At 67.2% G+C, this 15,293-nt stretch carries 11 protein-coding genes; 9 read left to right on the plus strand and 2 right to left on the minus strand.

What is annotated here, in order from left to right:
• Window position 1: 1 nt before the first annotated feature.
• The 9 genes from AC1RCO_RS02210 to AC1RCO_RS02250 all read left to right on the plus strand — a co-directional run bounded on the left by AC1RCO_RS02210 (window position 2) and on the right by AC1RCO_RS02250 (window position 12,698).
• Window positions 2–1,417 (plus strand): Y-family DNA polymerase, encoded by a 1,416-nt coding sequence (locus tag AC1RCO_RS02210; RefSeq protein ID WP_492617324.1) that lies wholly within the window; start codon window positions 2–4, stop codon window positions 1,415–1,417.
• Window positions 1,414–4,518, plus strand: a complete 3,105-nt coding sequence (locus AC1RCO_RS02215; RefSeq protein ID WP_492617325.1) for an error-prone DNA polymerase — start codon at window positions 1,414–1,416, stop codon at window positions 4,516–4,518. Before AC1RCO_RS02210 ends, AC1RCO_RS02215 begins: the two co-directional genes overlap by 4 nt.
• A gap of 450 nt (window positions 4,519–4,968) precedes the next feature.
• The gene (locus tag AC1RCO_RS02220; RefSeq protein WP_492617603.1) at window positions 4,969–5,628 is read left to right on the plus strand and encodes a CsgG/HfaB family protein; all 660 of its coding nucleotides are present in this window, start codon (window positions 4,969–4,971) and stop codon (window positions 5,626–5,628) included.
• A gap of 29 nt (window positions 5,629–5,657) precedes the next feature.
• On the plus strand, window positions 5,658–6,029 hold the full coding sequence (locus AC1RCO_RS02225; protein ID WP_072449923.1) for a DUF4810 domain-containing protein: 372 nt from the start codon (window positions 5,658–5,660) through the stop codon (window positions 6,027–6,029).
• A gap of 5 nt (window positions 6,030–6,034) precedes the next feature.
• Window positions 6,035–6,685 carry a DUF799 domain-containing protein gene (locus tag AC1RCO_RS02230; RefSeq protein ID WP_169893267.1) on the plus strand — a complete coding sequence of 217 codons (651 nt, stop codon included), beginning with the start codon at window positions 6,035–6,037 and terminating at the stop codon, window positions 6,683–6,685.
• Window positions 6,686–6,934: 249 nt separating this feature from the next.
• On the plus strand, window positions 6,935–9,046 hold the full coding sequence (locus AC1RCO_RS02235) for a hybrid sensor histidine kinase/response regulator (protein WP_019094004.1): 2,112 nt from the start codon (window positions 6,935–6,937) through the stop codon (window positions 9,044–9,046).
• Between the two features lie 208 nt (window positions 9,047–9,254).
• Window positions 9,255–9,521 (plus strand): DUF1652 domain-containing protein, encoded by a 267-nt coding sequence (locus AC1RCO_RS02240; RefSeq protein ID WP_011061967.1) that lies wholly within the window; start codon window positions 9,255–9,257, stop codon window positions 9,519–9,521.
• A 141-nt stretch (window positions 9,522–9,662) separates the two neighbouring features.
• The gene (locus tag AC1RCO_RS02245; RefSeq protein ID WP_072444274.1) at window positions 9,663–12,329 is read left to right on the plus strand and encodes an ATP-binding cassette domain-containing protein; all 2,667 of its coding nucleotides are present in this window, start codon (window positions 9,663–9,665) and stop codon (window positions 12,327–12,329) included.
• A 135-nt stretch (window positions 12,330–12,464) separates the two neighbouring features.
• Window positions 12,465–12,698, plus strand: a complete 234-nt coding sequence (locus AC1RCO_RS02250; protein ID WP_015636110.1) for a DUF465 domain-containing protein — start codon at window positions 12,465–12,467, stop codon at window positions 12,696–12,698.
• A 130-nt stretch (window positions 12,699–12,828) separates the two neighbouring features.
• Here AC1RCO_RS02250 and AC1RCO_RS02255 read toward each other — a convergent pair whose 3' ends face one another.
• Both AC1RCO_RS02255 and AC1RCO_RS02260 read right to left on the minus strand, forming a co-directional pair.
• A complete protein-coding gene (locus AC1RCO_RS02255; protein WP_492617326.1) occupies window positions 12,829–13,932 on the minus strand; it encodes an SMP-30/gluconolactonase/LRE family protein in 1,104 nt (367 codons plus the stop codon).
• 24 nt (window positions 13,933–13,956) lie between these two features.
• Complete coding sequence (locus AC1RCO_RS02260; RefSeq protein ID WP_342403921.1) at window positions 13,957–15,132, minus strand: SRPBCC family protein; 1,176 nt, start codon at window positions 15,130–15,132, stop codon at window positions 13,957–13,959.
• Window positions 15,133–15,293 lie beyond the last annotated feature (161 nt).

The raw sequence follows: 15,293 nt of genomic DNA on the forward strand, positions 1-15,293 counted from the left end.
CATGCGTTGGGTGTGCATCCTGTTCCCGCAATTGGCGCTGGACGCAGTCTTGCGTCAGCGCGCCGAGCCCGAAGCGCCCCTGGCGCTGCTCAGCGGCACCCCGCAGCGCCGGGTGATCCAGGCGGTGAACGCCGCCGCTCGCGAACTGGGCCTGCGCCCCGGGCAATCGCTGACAGCCGCCCAGGCCCTGACCAAGGCCTTTGCCAGCGCCGAATACGACCCCCGGCAGATCGAGCACTGGCAGCAGTTTCTTGCGGCCTGGGCCTATGGCTTCAGCTCCCAGGTCAGCGTCGCCTACCCGCGCACCCTGGTGCTGGAGATCGAATCCAGCCTGGGCCTGTTCGGCCCCTGGCCGCAGTTGGAAGCGCGCCTGCGCCGTGAATTGCAGGCCCTGGGCTTTCGCCACCGGATCGTCGCCGCCCCCAACCCAGCGGCGGCCCGGGTCCTGGCCAATGCCTATGACGGTTTGGCGGTGGCCGACTGCGCGGCCCTGGCCCAGGCCCTGGGGGCCATGCCCATCGAGCGCCTGGGGCTGGCCCCGGAGCAGGCCACGGCCCTGTCGCGCATGGGGGTGCGCAGCTTCCAGCAACTGCGGGAGCTGCCCCGGCCCAGCCTGGCCCGGCGTTTTGACGGCAGCTTGCTCAAGCACCTGGATACCCTGCTCGGCGAGCGCCCGCTGGGGCTGGCCTTCTATCAGCCGCCGGACCGCTTCGACCTGCGCATCGAGCTGAATTTCGATGTGCAGTCCCATCAGGCGCTGCTGTTTCCCCTGCGCCGGCTCACCGCCGATCTGGCGGCTTTTCTCTGTGGTCGCGACAGTGGCGTGCAGCGCTTTGCCCTGCACCTGGAGCACGCCGAAGGCGCCGACACCCTGATTCCGGTGGGGCTGCTCAGCGCCGAGCGCGACCCGGCGATGCTGTTCGAACTGGCCCGCGGGCGCCTGGAACAGATCCAGGTGCCGGCGCCGGTGCGCAACCTGCGGCTGGTGGCCGAGGACCTGCCGCTGTTCGTGCCCCGGCACAGCGAGCTGTTCGACGAGCGCCCGCAGCAGAACCTGCCCTGGGAGCAGTTGCGCGAACGCCTGCGGGCGCGCCTGGGGGATGACGCGGTGCAGGGCCTGGGGCATCGCGCCGATCACCGCCCGGAGCGCAGTTGGCAGGCGCAGACCGATTCGCGCCCGTGCCCGGCCATCCCCGGGCTGCGCCGCCCCGGCTGGCTGTTCACCGAGCCCCAGGTGCTGGGCGAGGGCTCGGTGCGCATCCTCATGGGCCCGGAGCGGATCGAGTCCGGCTGGTGGGACGGTGCCGATGTGCGCCGCGACTACTACCTGATCGAAACCGCCGCCGGCCAGCAAGGCTGGGCCTATCGTCAGGTCGGCGAGCCCGGGCCGTTGCTGTTGCAGGGCTGGTTCGCATGAGCACCTACGCCGAGCTGCACTGCTTGTCCAACTTCAGCTTCCAGCGCGGCGCCTCCAGTGCCGCCGAATTGTTCCAGCGTGCCAAGGCCCTGGGCTACCAGGCCCTGGCGATCACCGACGAGTGCACCCTGGCGGGGATTGTCCGCGCCTGGCAGGCCTCTCGCGACAGCGGGCTCAAGCTGATCGTCGGCAGTGAAATGCAGGTCGAGGACGGCCCGCGCCTGGTGCTGCTGGTGGAAGACCTGGCGGGTTACCAGGGCCTGTGCCGGTTGATCACTCGGGCCCGGCGCCGGGCCGAGAAGGGCAGCTATCGCCTGCTGCGCGAGGACTTCGCCGAACCCTTGCCGGGGCTGCTGGCCCTGTGGCTGACGGGCGCCGGCGAGCCGCTGGCCCAGGGCCGCTGGTTGCAGCAGGTGTTCCCCCAGCGCCTGTGGCTGGCGCTGGAGCTGCATTGCGGCCAGGACGATGCCCGGCACCTGCAACAGCAACTGGCCCTGGCCCGGCAACTGGGGCTGCCAGCCGTGGCCTGTGGCGATGTGCACATGCATGTGCGCGGGCGCCGGGCGCTGCAGGACACCATGACCGCGATCCGCCATCACCTGCCGGTGGCCGAGGCCGGGCAACGCCTGTTCGCCAACGGCGAGCGTCACCTGCGGCCCGTCGAAGTGCTGCAAGGCCTGTACCCCCAGGCCCTGCTCGACGAGTCGCTGGCCATCGCCGGGCGCTGCGCTTTCGACCTCGGCCAGCTGCGCTACCAATACCCCCGGGAGCTGGTGCCCGAGGGGCACGACGCTGGCTCCTGGCTGCGGGTGCTGACCCAGCGCGGCATCGTGCGCCGCTGGCCCGCTGGTGCCCGGGCCGAGGTACTGAAGCAGATCGACAAGGAGCTCACGCTGATCTGCGACCTGGGCTACGAGAGTTATTTCCTCACGGTGCACGACATCGTCGACTTCGCCCGGCGCCAGCACATCCTCTGCCAGGGCCGGGGCTCGGCGGCCAACTCGGTGGTGTGTTTCGCCCTCGGCATCACCGAGATCGACCCGGACCGCTCGACCCTGCTGTTCGAGCGCTTCCTGTCGCGTGAACGCAACGAGCCGCCGGACATCGACGTCGACTTCGAGCACGAGCGCCGCGAAGAGGTGCTGCAGTATGTGTTCCAGCGCTATGGCCGGCACCGCGCAGCGCTGACCGCGGTGGTCAGCACCTACCACGGCGCCGGGGCGGTGCGGGATGTGGCCAAGGCCCTGGGCCTGCCGCCGGATCAGGTCAATGCCCTGGCCGACTGCTGCGGCCACTGGAGTGATACGCCGCCCAGCGTCGAGCGCCTGCAGGAGGCCGGGTTCGATCCCCAGAGCCCGGTGCTGCGCCGGGTCCTGAGCCTGACCGGGCAGTTGATCGGCTTTCCCCGGCACCTGTCCCAGCACCCCGGTGGCTTTGTGATTTCCGAGCAGCCCCTGGACAGCCTGGTGCCGGTGGAGAACGCGACGATGGCCGAGCGTACGGTGATCCAGTGGGACAAGGACGACCTGGACATGGTCGGCCTGCTCAAGGTGGATATCCTCGCCCTGGGCATGCTCAGCGCCATCCGCCGCTGTTTCGACCTGATCCACGGCTACCGCGGCCAGCGCTACAGCCTTGCCAGCATTCCGCCTGAAGACCCCGCCACCTACGAAATGATCGGCCGCGCCGACACCATCGGCGTGTTCCAGATCGAGTCCCGGGCGCAGATGTCGATGCTGCCCCGGCTCAAGCCGCAGAACTTCTATGACCTGGTGATCGAGGTGGCCATCGTCCGCCCCGGGCCGATCCAGGGCGGCATGGTGCATCCCTACCTGCGTCGGCGTAACCGCGAAGAGCCGGAGACGTATCCGTCGCCGAAGTTGGAAGCGGTGCTCAAGCGAACTCTGGGCGTGCCGCTGTTTCAGGAGCAGGTGATGCAGATCGCCATTGTCGCCGCCGACTACACCCCGGGCGAGGCCGATCAGTTGCGCCGCTCCATGGCCGCCTGGAAGCGCCACGGCGGCCTGGAACCGCACCGCGAACGGCTGCGCAAAGGCATGCGCAAGAACGGCTACAGCGACGAGTTCGCGGCGCAGATCTTCGAGCAGATCAAGGGCTTTGGCAGCTACGGCTTTCCCGAATCCCATGCCGCCAGTTTCGCCTTGCTGACCTACGCCAGTTGCTGGCTCAAGTGCCACGAACCGGCGGCCTTCGCCTGCGCCCTGATCAACAGCTGGCCCATGGGCTTCTACAGCCCCGACCAGATCCTCCAGGACGCCCGGCGCCATGGTTTGCAGGTTCTTGCGGTGGATGTGGGCGCCAGTGACTGGGACTGCAGCCTGGAGCCGATTCCTGTCCAGCCTGCACGCGCTGGAAATGGCCCCCCCGGGCAGCCGGCCCTGCGCCTGGGGCTGAGGATGATCAAGGGCTTTCGCGAGGACGATGCCCGGCGCATCGAACGTGCCCGCCGGCAACGGGCCTTTGTCGATATCGCCGACCTGGGCGAGCGGGCCCGCCTGGATGTCCGCGCCCAGGAATTGCTGGCCGATGCCGGCGCCTTGCAGGCGCTGGCCGGGGATCGCTATCGGGCACGCTGGGAAGTGGCCGGGGTGGAAAGACAGCTGGGGCTGTTCGCCGGCCTGCCGAGCCAGGAGGAAGCGCCGGTAGCGTTGCCCCGGCCCAGTGTCGGCGAAGACCTGCAGGCGGATTACCACAGCCTGGGTACCACCCTCGGGCCGCACCCCCTGGCGCTGCTGCGCCCGCAGCTTGCGGCCCGGCGCTGCCGCAGCTCGCGCGACTTGCTGGTGGTGGAGCACGGGCGTTCGGTGAGCGTGGCCGGGCTGGTCACCGGGCGCCAGCGGCCGGGCACCGCCAGCGGGGTGACCTTCGTGACCCTGGAAGACGAGTTCGGCAACGTCAATGTGGTGGTCTGGCGCGACCTGGCCGAGCGCCAGCGCCGGGTGCTGGTGGGCGCGCAGTTGCTCAAGGTCGACGGCACCCTGGAAACCGAGGGCGAGGTGCGCCACCTGATTGCCGGGCGCCTGAGTGACCTGAGCCCGTTGCTGGATGGCATTCACGTACGCAGCCGCGACTTTCGCTGATGTAGCCGCTGCCGAGCCCGGGCGAGGCTGCGAAATGGCCCGCAGGGCCTTGCTTGGCGGTCTCCCGTCGGATCCCCGGCGTCCTCAAGACCGCCGCGTCTGCTGCGTCGCAATGCCGTCCAAGCCGTTCGTCCGACCGCGGCCCGAGCCTGCGGCAGCGGCTACACGAAACGCGGATCGGCAGTGGCCTGCCGCTTTGCTATCCCCCGAGTCTGTGGCAATGGTTACAGAATGACGCCAAGGTTTTTTATTCCTTTTCGCACTGATGGCGCTTTGGCATAATCGCCGCCGATGATGCCCCCTGCATCAAGTTTCAGAACGCTCGGCCGACGACTTTCGAGCCTGCACAGACTGGGGCCGCAGACGTGCGGCAGGGCGCAAGTGCATCTAGACAGTGCACCCAAATGGATACTCAAGAAGGAACATAGAGTGAGAGTGATCTCGAAGTTGATGTTGTCCGCTGTAGCACTGGCGGTGCTGGCGGGCATGAGCGGTTGCGCCACGGAAAGCTCCCGGGCCTTGCCGGTGGAGAAGGTCCAGAGCGCCAGCCAGGTATGGACCGGAGCCCGGGTGCCGATGGCCGTGGGCAAGTTCGACAACCGCTCCAGCTACATGCGCGGAATCTTCTCCGATGGCGTCGACCGCCTCGGCGGCCAGGCCAAGACCATCCTCATCACCCACCTGCAGCAGACCAACCGCTTCAGCGTGCTGGACCGCGACAACATGGGCGAGATCCAGCAGGAAGCGGCCATCAAGGGCCAGGCGCAGAAGCTCAAGGGCGCGGACTTCGTGGTCACCGGCGATGTCACCGAGTTCGGTCGCAAGGAAATCGGCGACCACCAGCTGTTCGGCATCCTCGGCCGCGGCAAGACCCAGGTGGCCTACGCCAAGGTGGCGTTGAACATCGTCAACATCAGCACCTCCGAAGTGGTCTATTCGACCCAGGGCGCTGGCGAGTACGCCTTGTCCAACCGTGAAGTGATCGGCTTCGGCGGTACCGCTGCCTACGATTCGACCCTCAACGGCAAGGTCCTCGACCTGGCCATGCGCGAGGCGGTCAACCGCATGGTCGAGGCCATCGACGCCGGCGCCTGGAAACCGGGCCGCTGATCACACAGCTGACAGGGAGAAGTGCAAGCATGTCGAAGACGATGATGGCGCGGCCAATGATGGCCGGCGCCTTGCTGGGCTGTGTGCTGCTGGCCGGTTGCAGCGGGCCGAAGACGCTGTACCAGTGGGAAACCTACCAGACCCAGACCTACGAGTACTTCAAGGGCGAGGAGGCCCGGGAGGCCCAGGTCGAGGCCCTGGAGCGCGACCTGCAGAAGATCAAGTCCACCGGCAAGGCCGTGCCGCCGGGCTACCACGCCCACCTGGGCATGCTCTACGCGAGCCTGGGCAAGGATGACCAGATGGTGCAGCAGTTCAATACCGAGAAGGCGCTGTTCCCCGAATCCGCCTCGTACATGGACTTCCTGCTCAAGAACGCCAAGAAGGGAGCCGCCCAATGAGCCTGATGACCCTGCGCAACCTGCTGGGCCTGTTGGCCGTGAGCCTGCTGGTGGGCTGCGCCGCGCCCAGGAGCGTGGACTACTCGGCCTACAAGCAGGCCCGGCCGAAGTCGATCCTGGTGCTGCCGCCGCTCAATGAATCGCCGGACATCAAGGCCACCTACAGCATGCTGTCCCAGGTGACCTTTCCCCTGGCCGAAGCCGGTTACTACGTGATGCCGATCGCGGTGGTGGATGAAACCTTCCGCCACAACGGCCTGACCAACCCGGCGGACATCCACGGCCTGGCGCCGGCCAAGCTCAACGAGATCTTCGGCGCCGATGCCGGCCTGTACATCACGGTCAAGGAATACGGCACCAGCTACATGCTGATCAGCAGTGCCACCGTGGTCACCGCCAGCGCCACCCTGGTGGACCTGAAGACCGGCACCACGTTGTGGACCGGCAGCGCCCGCGCCTCCAGTGAGGAAGGCAACAACGGCAACAACGGTGGCCTGGTGGGCATGCTGATCACCGCTGCGGTGAAGCAGATCATCAACACCAGCACCGACGCCGGCCATCCGATTGCCGGCATCACCAGCCAGCGCCTGCTGTCGGCCGGGCAACGCACCGGCTTGCTGTACGGTCCGCGTTCGCCGAAATACGGCACCGACTGAGGGGCAGGGAGCGGGCAATCCGCTCTTTTTCAGGCGGCGCCTGTCGGCGTCCGCCTGGAACCCGGGCCATCGCCTATTCTGTTTTTTCAGTCGCGCGAAGGGCGTTGCCCGGCGGCATGGCCGACCAGTGGCGAAGCCGATCCCGGCCCTGGTGAAACCATCCGCGTGCACCGTGCTCAAAGGCTCTGGAGGCTGCGTCGCGGCCTCTTGAAAACCCACGCTGTGCCACGTTCTTCGTAGAGTCCGCTCATGCCGTTCTTATCTGATCATCACGGGTGCCAGGGGTGGAAGGGCGAAATGGCCGAGCGCATCCGTGCCTTCGACTGGTCCGCCACCAGCCTCGGGGCGTTGCAGCACTGGAGCCACAGCCTGTGCAGCACGGTGCAACTGATGCTCGGCTCGCCGCTGCCGATGGTGATGCTCTGGGGCCCCCTGGGCTACATGATCTACAACGATGCCTATGCCGAGTTCGCCGGCGGCCGCCATCCCTACCTGCTGGGCTGCGCCGTGGAGATGGGCTGGCCGGAGGTCGCCGAGTTCAACCGCGGGGTGATGAACACCTGCCTCAGCGGCGGCACCCTGTCCTATCACAACAAGGAACTGGTGCTGCTGCGCAACGGGGTGCCGGAAGACGTCTGGATGGACCTCTACTACAGCCCGGTGGCGGGGGACGACCAGGCTCCGGCCGGGGTCATCGCCATTGTCGTGGAAACCACCGCCCATGTGATTTCCGAGCGCCGCCGCCAGGCCGCGGAGGCCGCCTACCGGGCGGAGAACGAGCGCGTGCAGCTGGCGCTGAATGCCGGGGCGTTGCTGGGCTCCTTCGTCTGGGACGTCCAGGCCGACGTGCTGTCTTGCGACGAGCGTTTTGCCCGGACCTTTTCCTACCCGGCGGACCAGCCCCTGGACAACCTGCCGATCGATATCACCGAAAGCCGCATCCACCCCGATGACCTGCCGCGCATCAAGGAACTGGCCCATTACAGCGTGACCCAGGGCGGGCCCTACAACGCCGAATACCGGGTGCGCCGCGAGGACGGCAGCTACACCTGGGTGCTGGCCTGCGGCCGTTGCGAGTTCGACGAGTCGGGCCAGGCCTTGCGTTTCCCCGGGGTGCTGATCGATATCCAGGAGCGCAAGATCGCCGAGGAAGCCCTGCGCCAACTGACCCGCAACCTGGAGCAGCGGGTGCTGGAGGAGGTCAACGCGCGGCTCAGCGCCGAGGAGCAACTGCGCCAGGTGCAGAAACTCGAAGCCATTGGCGGCCTGACCGGCGGCGTGGCCCATGATTTCAACAACCTGCTGCAGGTGATCGCCGGCAACCTGCATCTGCTGTCCCGCCACGAAGCGGGCAACGCCAATGTGCAGCGGCGCACGGCCGCCGCGCTGACGGCGGTGGAGCGCGGCGCCAAGCTGTCGAACCAACTGCTGGCCTTTGCCCGGCGCCAGCCGCTGTCACCGGCCAGCTACAACCCGCGGCACCTGTACGAGGGCCTGGGAGAGTTGCTGCAGCGGGCCCTGGGCGAAACCATTTGCATCGATGTGCAATTGCCCGCCGAGCCCTGGTGCATCCATGTGGATCGCAACCAGTTGGAAAACGCCGTGCTCAACCTGGCGATCAATGCCCGGGATGCCCTGGGCGGCGAGGGGCGGATCCTCATCAGCGCCGAGAACCAGGTGCTGGATTCGCGCTTCTGCGCCGGCAAGGGCATCGCTGCCGGCGAGTACCTGTGCCTGAGTGTGGCTGACGATGGCCCGGGCATGCCCGCCGAGGTGCTCAAGCAGGCCTTCGAACCCTTCTTCACTACCAAGGCCGACGGTCATGGCACGGGCCTGGGCTTGAGCATGGTGTTCGGTTTCGTCAAGCAGAGCGGCGGCCATATCGAGATCTTCAGCAGCCCGGGGCAGGGCACCCGGGTGCAGATGTACTTTGCCCGCAGTGCCGAACCTACGCTGCAGCAGGCGCCGCGCCCGGGTCAGCGGGCGGGCGGTGGCGAGGAAAGCATCCTGGTGGTGGAGGACAACGCCGAGGTGCGCAGCGCCGCGGTGGAAATGCTCGAACACGAGGGCTACCGGGTGCGCACCGCGAGCAATGGTGACGCTGCCATGCAACTGCTGCTGGACGGGCTCAAGGTCGATCTGATCTTCACCGACGTGGTGATGCCCGGTCTGATCAAGAGCACGGACCTGGCCACCTGGGCCAAGACCCAGGCACCGCCAATCGCGGTGCTGTTCACCTCGGGGCACACCCGCGACATGATTTCGCGCAACCACCAGCTCAGCCCCGACACCCACCTGCTGAGCAAGCCCTACGGGCCTGCAGACCTGAGCGCCATGGTGCGTTCGGTGCTGGAGGCCTGAGCGGCGCCTGGCGCCAAGTGTGAAGCAGCGCATAAAAATCCCCAGGGGGCGACGACAAACTGGCGTCAAACTTCTACGCTGCATGAAGTTGAATGAACTTGTACGTTTTTTCTGCTGACCAAGGACAGGGGCATCGACCGCCTGATCCCATAACAACAAACGTCGTCTTGCGCGGTTTTTCTTCTCAACCTTTTTTGGATGCTCCGCCGTGATCTCCACCCTTGAACTGCGCAGAATCGTTGAAACCAGCTTCCTGCCCCTGCATTGCCAGTGCACCGTCGGCCACGACGGGGCCATGACTGTGCGCATCTGCGACCCCGCCAGCGGGCGCGTCGACCTGTTGGTCACCGGCATCGCCACCCGCGGCCTGACCAGCTCCCGGGCGCTGTCGGAGCTGATTGCCGAGTTGCGCTACGACCTCCAGCACACCCGCCTGAGCACCGAGCAGCAAGCCCGCCGCCAGCACGGTCGCTGAAGCGCCAGGGAACATTGCGCCGGGGGCGAGGCTCGAACCCCGGGTACGCGCGTCGATCTTCCACGGGGCTTGCCTCGGGCCTCGGACCTTGTGTGATGATCGCGCTTCGACTGTTCGCGGTTCTCGACATAAGGCTGGTTCATGACTGCTTCCCGTAGCCCCTCCAATGCTTCCCAGGCGAGCCCTTCGTCCTTTCCAGCCAGCGGTTTTGTCCGGGTGCGCGGCGCCCGCGAGCACAACCTGAAGAATGTCGACGTGGACATTCCCCGGGATGCGCTGGTGGTGTTCAGTGGGGTGTCGGGCTCGGGCAAGTCGTCCCTGGCGTTCTCCACCCTGTATGCCGAGGCCCAGCGTCGCTACTTCGAATCGGTGGCGCCCTATGCCCGGCGCCTGATCGACCAGGTGGGGGTGCCGGATGTCGACCGCATCGACGGCCTGCCGCCGGCGGTGGCCCTGCAACAGCAGCGCGGCACTCCCAGCACGCGCTCTTCGGTGGGCAGCGTGACCACCTTGTCGAGCCTGGTGCGCATGCTCTATTCCCGGGCCGGTAGCTACCCGCCGGGGCAGCCGATGCTGTATGCCGAGGACTTTTCGCCGAACACGCCCCAAGGCGCCTGCCCGGAATGCCATGGCCTGGGGCGGGTCTATGAGGTCGACGAAGCGAGCATGGTTCCCGACCCTTCGCTGACCATCCGCCAGCGCGCCGTGGCCTCCTGGCCCCTGGCCTGGCAGGGACAGAACCTGCGGGACATCCTGGTGACCCTGGGCTACGACGTCGACATCCCCTGGCAGCAACTGCCGAAAAAGCAGCGTGACTGGATCCTCTTCACCGAAGAAACCCCCACAGTACCGGTGTACGCCGGGCTGACCCCGGAACAGACCCGCGAAGCCCTCAAGCGCAAGCAGGAACCCAGCTACATGGGCACCTTCAGCGGCGCCCGGCGCTATGTGCTGCACACCTTCACCCACACCCAGAGCGCGCTGATGAAAAAGCGTGTGTCGCAGTTCATGCGCGGCAGCCCGTGCCCGCTGTGCGAGGGCAAGCGGCTCAAGCGCGAGGCCCTGGCGGTGACCTTTGCCGGGCTGGATATCGGCGAGCTGGCGCGCCTGCCGCTGCTGCAACTGGCCGAGGTGCTGCGGCCGGTGGCGGCGGCAGATTACCTGGAGCAGGCGCCCGCCGATGATCCGGTGCTGAGCCACGCCCAGACTCGTGCCGCGCGTCAGCAGCGCCATGCCCAGGGCGCCCCGGAGCATCGCGGCGCGCCGGATGTGCGGCATACGCCGAACCTGTCCCTGGAAAAGCGTCTGGCCGCCCAGCGCATCGCCCAGGACCTGCTGGAGCGGGTCAGCACCCTGACCGACCTCGGGCTGGGCTACCTGGCCCTGGAGCGCAGCACGCCGAGCCTGTCTTCCGGTGAGTTGCAGCGCCTGCGCCTGGCGACCCAGCTGGGCTCGCAGCTGTTCGGGGTGATCTATGTGCTGGACGAGCCCTCGGCAGGCCTGCACCCGGCGGATGCCGAGGCACTGTTCGAGGCCTTGCAGCGGCTCAAGGCCGCCGGCAACTCGCTGTTCGTGGTGGAGCACGATGTGCAGACCATGCGCCGTGCCGACTGGCTGGTGGACGTGGGCCCGGCGGCGGGAGAGCGTGGCGGCCAGGTGCTGTACAGCGGCCCGCCGGCCGGCTTGGCCGAGGTGGCGCAGTCCCAGACCCGGGCCTACCTGTTTCCCGAGCAGGCCCCGGCCCGGCGTACCCCGCGCCCGCCCCGAGGCTGGCTGCGGCTGGAAGGTATCAGCCGCAACAACCTCAAGGAGCTGGACGCCGAGTTTCCCCTGGGCTGCTTTACCGCGGTGACCGGGGTTTCCGGTTCCGGCAAGTCGAGCCTGGTGAGCCAGGCCCTGCTGGAACTGGTGGGCGCGCACCTGGGCAAGGCTTCGGCCAGCGATGAGGCGCCGGAGCTGGACCTGGCGGACGACGCACCGGTCAGCAGCGGCGGGCGGGTGGTGGCCGGCATGGAGCAGATCAAGCGCCTGGTACAGGTGGACCAGAAACCCATCGGCCGCACCCCGCGTTCCAATCTCGCGACCTACACCGGGCTGTTCGATCAGGTGCGCAAGCTGTTCGCCGCCACCGACGAGGCCCGGGAGCGGGGCTTCGACGCCGGACAGTTTTCCTTCAACGTGGCCAAGGGCCGTTGCCCGGCCTGCGAGGGCGAGGGCTTTGTCAGCGTCGAGCTGCTGTTCATGCCCAGCGTGTTCGCCCCGTGCCCGACCTGCCATGGCGCGCGCTACAACCCCCAGACCCTGGCCGTGACCTGGCAGGGCCTGAACATCGCCCAGGTGCTGCAATTGAGTGTCGAGCAGGCCTTGCCGGTGTTTGCCGAACAACCGGGCATCCGCCGCGCCCTGGAAGTGCTGCGCGACATCGGCCTGGATTACTTGCGCCTGGGCCAGCCGGCCACCGAGCTCTCCGGCGGTGAGGCGCAGCGCATCAAGCTGGCCACCGAGCTGCAGCGCACTGCCCGGGGCGCCACCCTGTACGTGCTGGACGAGCCCACCACCGGCCTGCACCCACGGGATGTGGACCGTCTGCTGGAGCAACTGGACAAACTGGTGGCGGCCGGGCACAGCCTGGTGGTGGTGGAGCACGAAATGCGCGTGGTGGCCCAGGCCGACTGGGTGATCGACATCGGCCCTGGTGCCGGCGACCAGGGCGGCACCCTGGTGGCCTGCGGCACCCCGCACCAGGTGGCAAAGCAGCGCACTAGCCGCACCGCGCCCTTTCTTGCCCAAGCGCTGGGCGGACGTTGATCCAGGGCAAAAGTGGCGACGAACGGTTACCGCTGGTCTGATTGGCGGTCGACAGACCCGGTCCGGCGAGGCCATTCTGATAACCGGCGGGGGCGTGATGACGCCCTTGCTGCCGATCAACCACGGAGGTGTTCCATGCCGGTGACCCACGACCTTTACCAGGACCTGAGCTGCAGTAAAGAAGACATTCAACAGCGTCGGGCCAGTGACCCCCACCTGAATGCGCTGTTCGACAAATACACCAGCATCGACGATCAGGTGCTCAAGGCCGAAGCTGCCGCTGCCGCAGACGACGAACTGAAGAAACTCAAGGAAAAACGCCTGCTGATCAAGGATGAGATCGCCGGGAAACTCACCGCCGGTTCCTGACCCCCCTGTAGCAAAGACGCTCGCAGTAGCAAGGAGCTTGTTGTGACGAGGGAGCTTGCTCCCGCTGGGCGGCATAGCCGCCCAGACGCCCGCCGGGCTGTCCCCACCCCAAGCTGCAACGCCCCCAGCCTCAAGGCGCCAGCGCCTCCTTCAACGACAACCGGGCCATGTGCCTGGCCGTCAGCGACCCCAGGTACAAGACATCGCCATATTCGCGCACCGTGGTGATCGGCGAGTAGTTGCCGCTGCTGCCATCCTGCAGGTTGGCGATCACCCGGCCCTGGGTATCCAGGCCCAGCACGAAGCCGCGTTTCTCCACCGGCTTGGGCAATACCGTCATCGCCCGCACCAGCATCTTGCGCACGAAGGGGTAGGGCGCGGTGGCGTCGAGCAACGGGTTGCGCGGTGCGTACAGGGCCACCCAGAAACGCCCGGCGCCATTGAAGCTCAGGTTGTCCGGCAGCCCCGGCAGGTTGTCGATGAACAGGTCGTGGCTGCCGGCCTTGTCACCCTTGAGCCAGTAGCGGCTGATGCGGTAGGCGCCGGTTTCATTGACCAGCACATAGGCCTCGTCCGGCCCCAGGGCAATGCCGTTGGCGAACTCCAGGCGGTCCAGCAGCACCTCGGTGGTGCCGCTCTGGAAGTCGTAGCGCAGCAGGCGGCCATCGGCGCCGTGCTCGATCACCGCTTCGCCGTCATGGCCATAGCCCCAGCGGCTGGTGGCGTCGCTGAAGTAGGCGTAGCGCCCCGCGGCATCGACCGCCACATCGTCGGTAAAGCCGAACTTCAGGCCGTTGGCCTCGGTGCTCAGGGCCTGCAACTGGCCCTGGCTGTCCAGGGCCAGCAGGCCCTTGATGGCATCGGCGATGATCAGGCGCCCGTCCGGGTGCCGGGCCAGGCCCAGGGGCCGGCCGCCGGTATTGACCAGCACCTTGAGCGCACTGCCGTCGAGGCTGGTCTGGATCACCCGGCCGTCATGCAGGCCGCTGAGCAGTTGTTCGTGTTCCAGCAGCAGGGCTTCGGGGCCGTCGATGTCCCGGGCGCCCACCGGCTGCACGGCCTTGAGCTTCTGGTTCTCGGCAAACGGCCCCTGGCTCAGGGACGGCGCCGGCGCCGGGTTCCAGGCCACCGGCTGGACCCTGGTCGGCATCAGCAGCAGGAAGGCCAGGACGGCCAGCAGCACCAGCAGGACAATCCGCAGGCCGCTGAAGCGGCGGGGGGCAATCTGATTCATGCAATGACTCCTGTCGGGGCGGCCTCAGGACGGGCGGCCGGGGGCCTCGGTGGCGGGCAGCGGGATAGCTTGCTGGGCCATCTCGCACAATGCCAGCAATGAGGCGGCGGATTCCCGTTCTATCCGTCGCTTGAATAACAGCTGATTGCCCAGGCGCATCAGCAGGTTGTCAAAGCCGTACTCCAGGGTCCGCACGAAGCGCGTGTGCTGCGCCCCCAGGGGCTGGCATTCGTAGGTCACCTGCAGGTGCAGGCCGTGATCGCCCCGGGCGCTGGCACGCCAGCGGTGCCCCGGCAGGTATTCCTCGACCTTCCAGCTCAGGTGACCGCTGCGCCCGCCGGCATGGATGTCTTCCTCGAAGCCTTGCCCGGCGAACAGCGGGCCTTCGTCGCCCTCGACCTTGAGCGAGGAGGGGTGCCACTGTGGCCAGAGCCGCGAGCTGGCGGCATAGGCCAGGGTGCTGGCGGCGCTGCGGGGGATGTCGACCTGGTGCTGCATGCGGGTCATGGGCGTGGCCTCGTCAGGGGTGGAAGTGACGGCGGGCGGCTCTTGCGGTTGCCAGTGCAGGGTACCGAACAGCCAGTCCATCAGCGGCAGGACAATATTGAAGTTGCGCTCCTGCATCAGCTCGCGGCGGTGATGCAGTTCGTGCAGGCGGCGCATCTGCCGTACCCAGGGCAGGCGCGCCAGGGGGTGATTGGCGGGCAGGTGCTCGCAGGCATGGAACACCTCGTAGGCCAGGTAGCCGAGCAGGGTGCAACTGGCGAACAGCGCCGCCACGTTGCCATTCCACAGGCGCAGCAGCGCCCACAGGGGCAGGGCGAAGAGCAGGCTGTGCACCACGATCAGCCAGGCCGGAAACAGAATCACCCGCCAGTCCCGGTAGCCTTCATAGGCCATCAGCCCGGGGGCGAAGAAGCTGTGGTGGTCGCCGGTATGACGGGCATAGAACATCCGCGCGAAGCGCTGCTTGTGATGCCCCAGCCAGCGGTGCACCACGTAGATGCACAGGTTGAAGAACAGCAGCGCCAGCGGCACCGCCAGCCATTCCAGGGGCTGCACCTGGCTCAGGGTGCTGCATAGCAGGCCGATGCACAGCAGGCCATAGGCCAGGACAAAGCCGCCATGCAGCCAGGGGTTGTAGCGCGGACTGACCGCCGCTCGGTATTGCTGACGAAAGTGCTGGGTGGTTTCTCGCACGGCCCGATTCCCGTTGTTGTTTTTATGGGCTGCAGCGTAGCCGGCGGGTAATTATCCAGCCAATGGATAGTGGGAATGAGGATTATTCATCAGGCTGAAAATGCCCGGATAAAGCCCAGGGAAACGACAGCGAGGCGAATGAAAGATTGACGCCAGAATAG

It is taken from the genome of Pseudomonas sp. GW823-FHT03E05 (assembly GCF_058796855.1).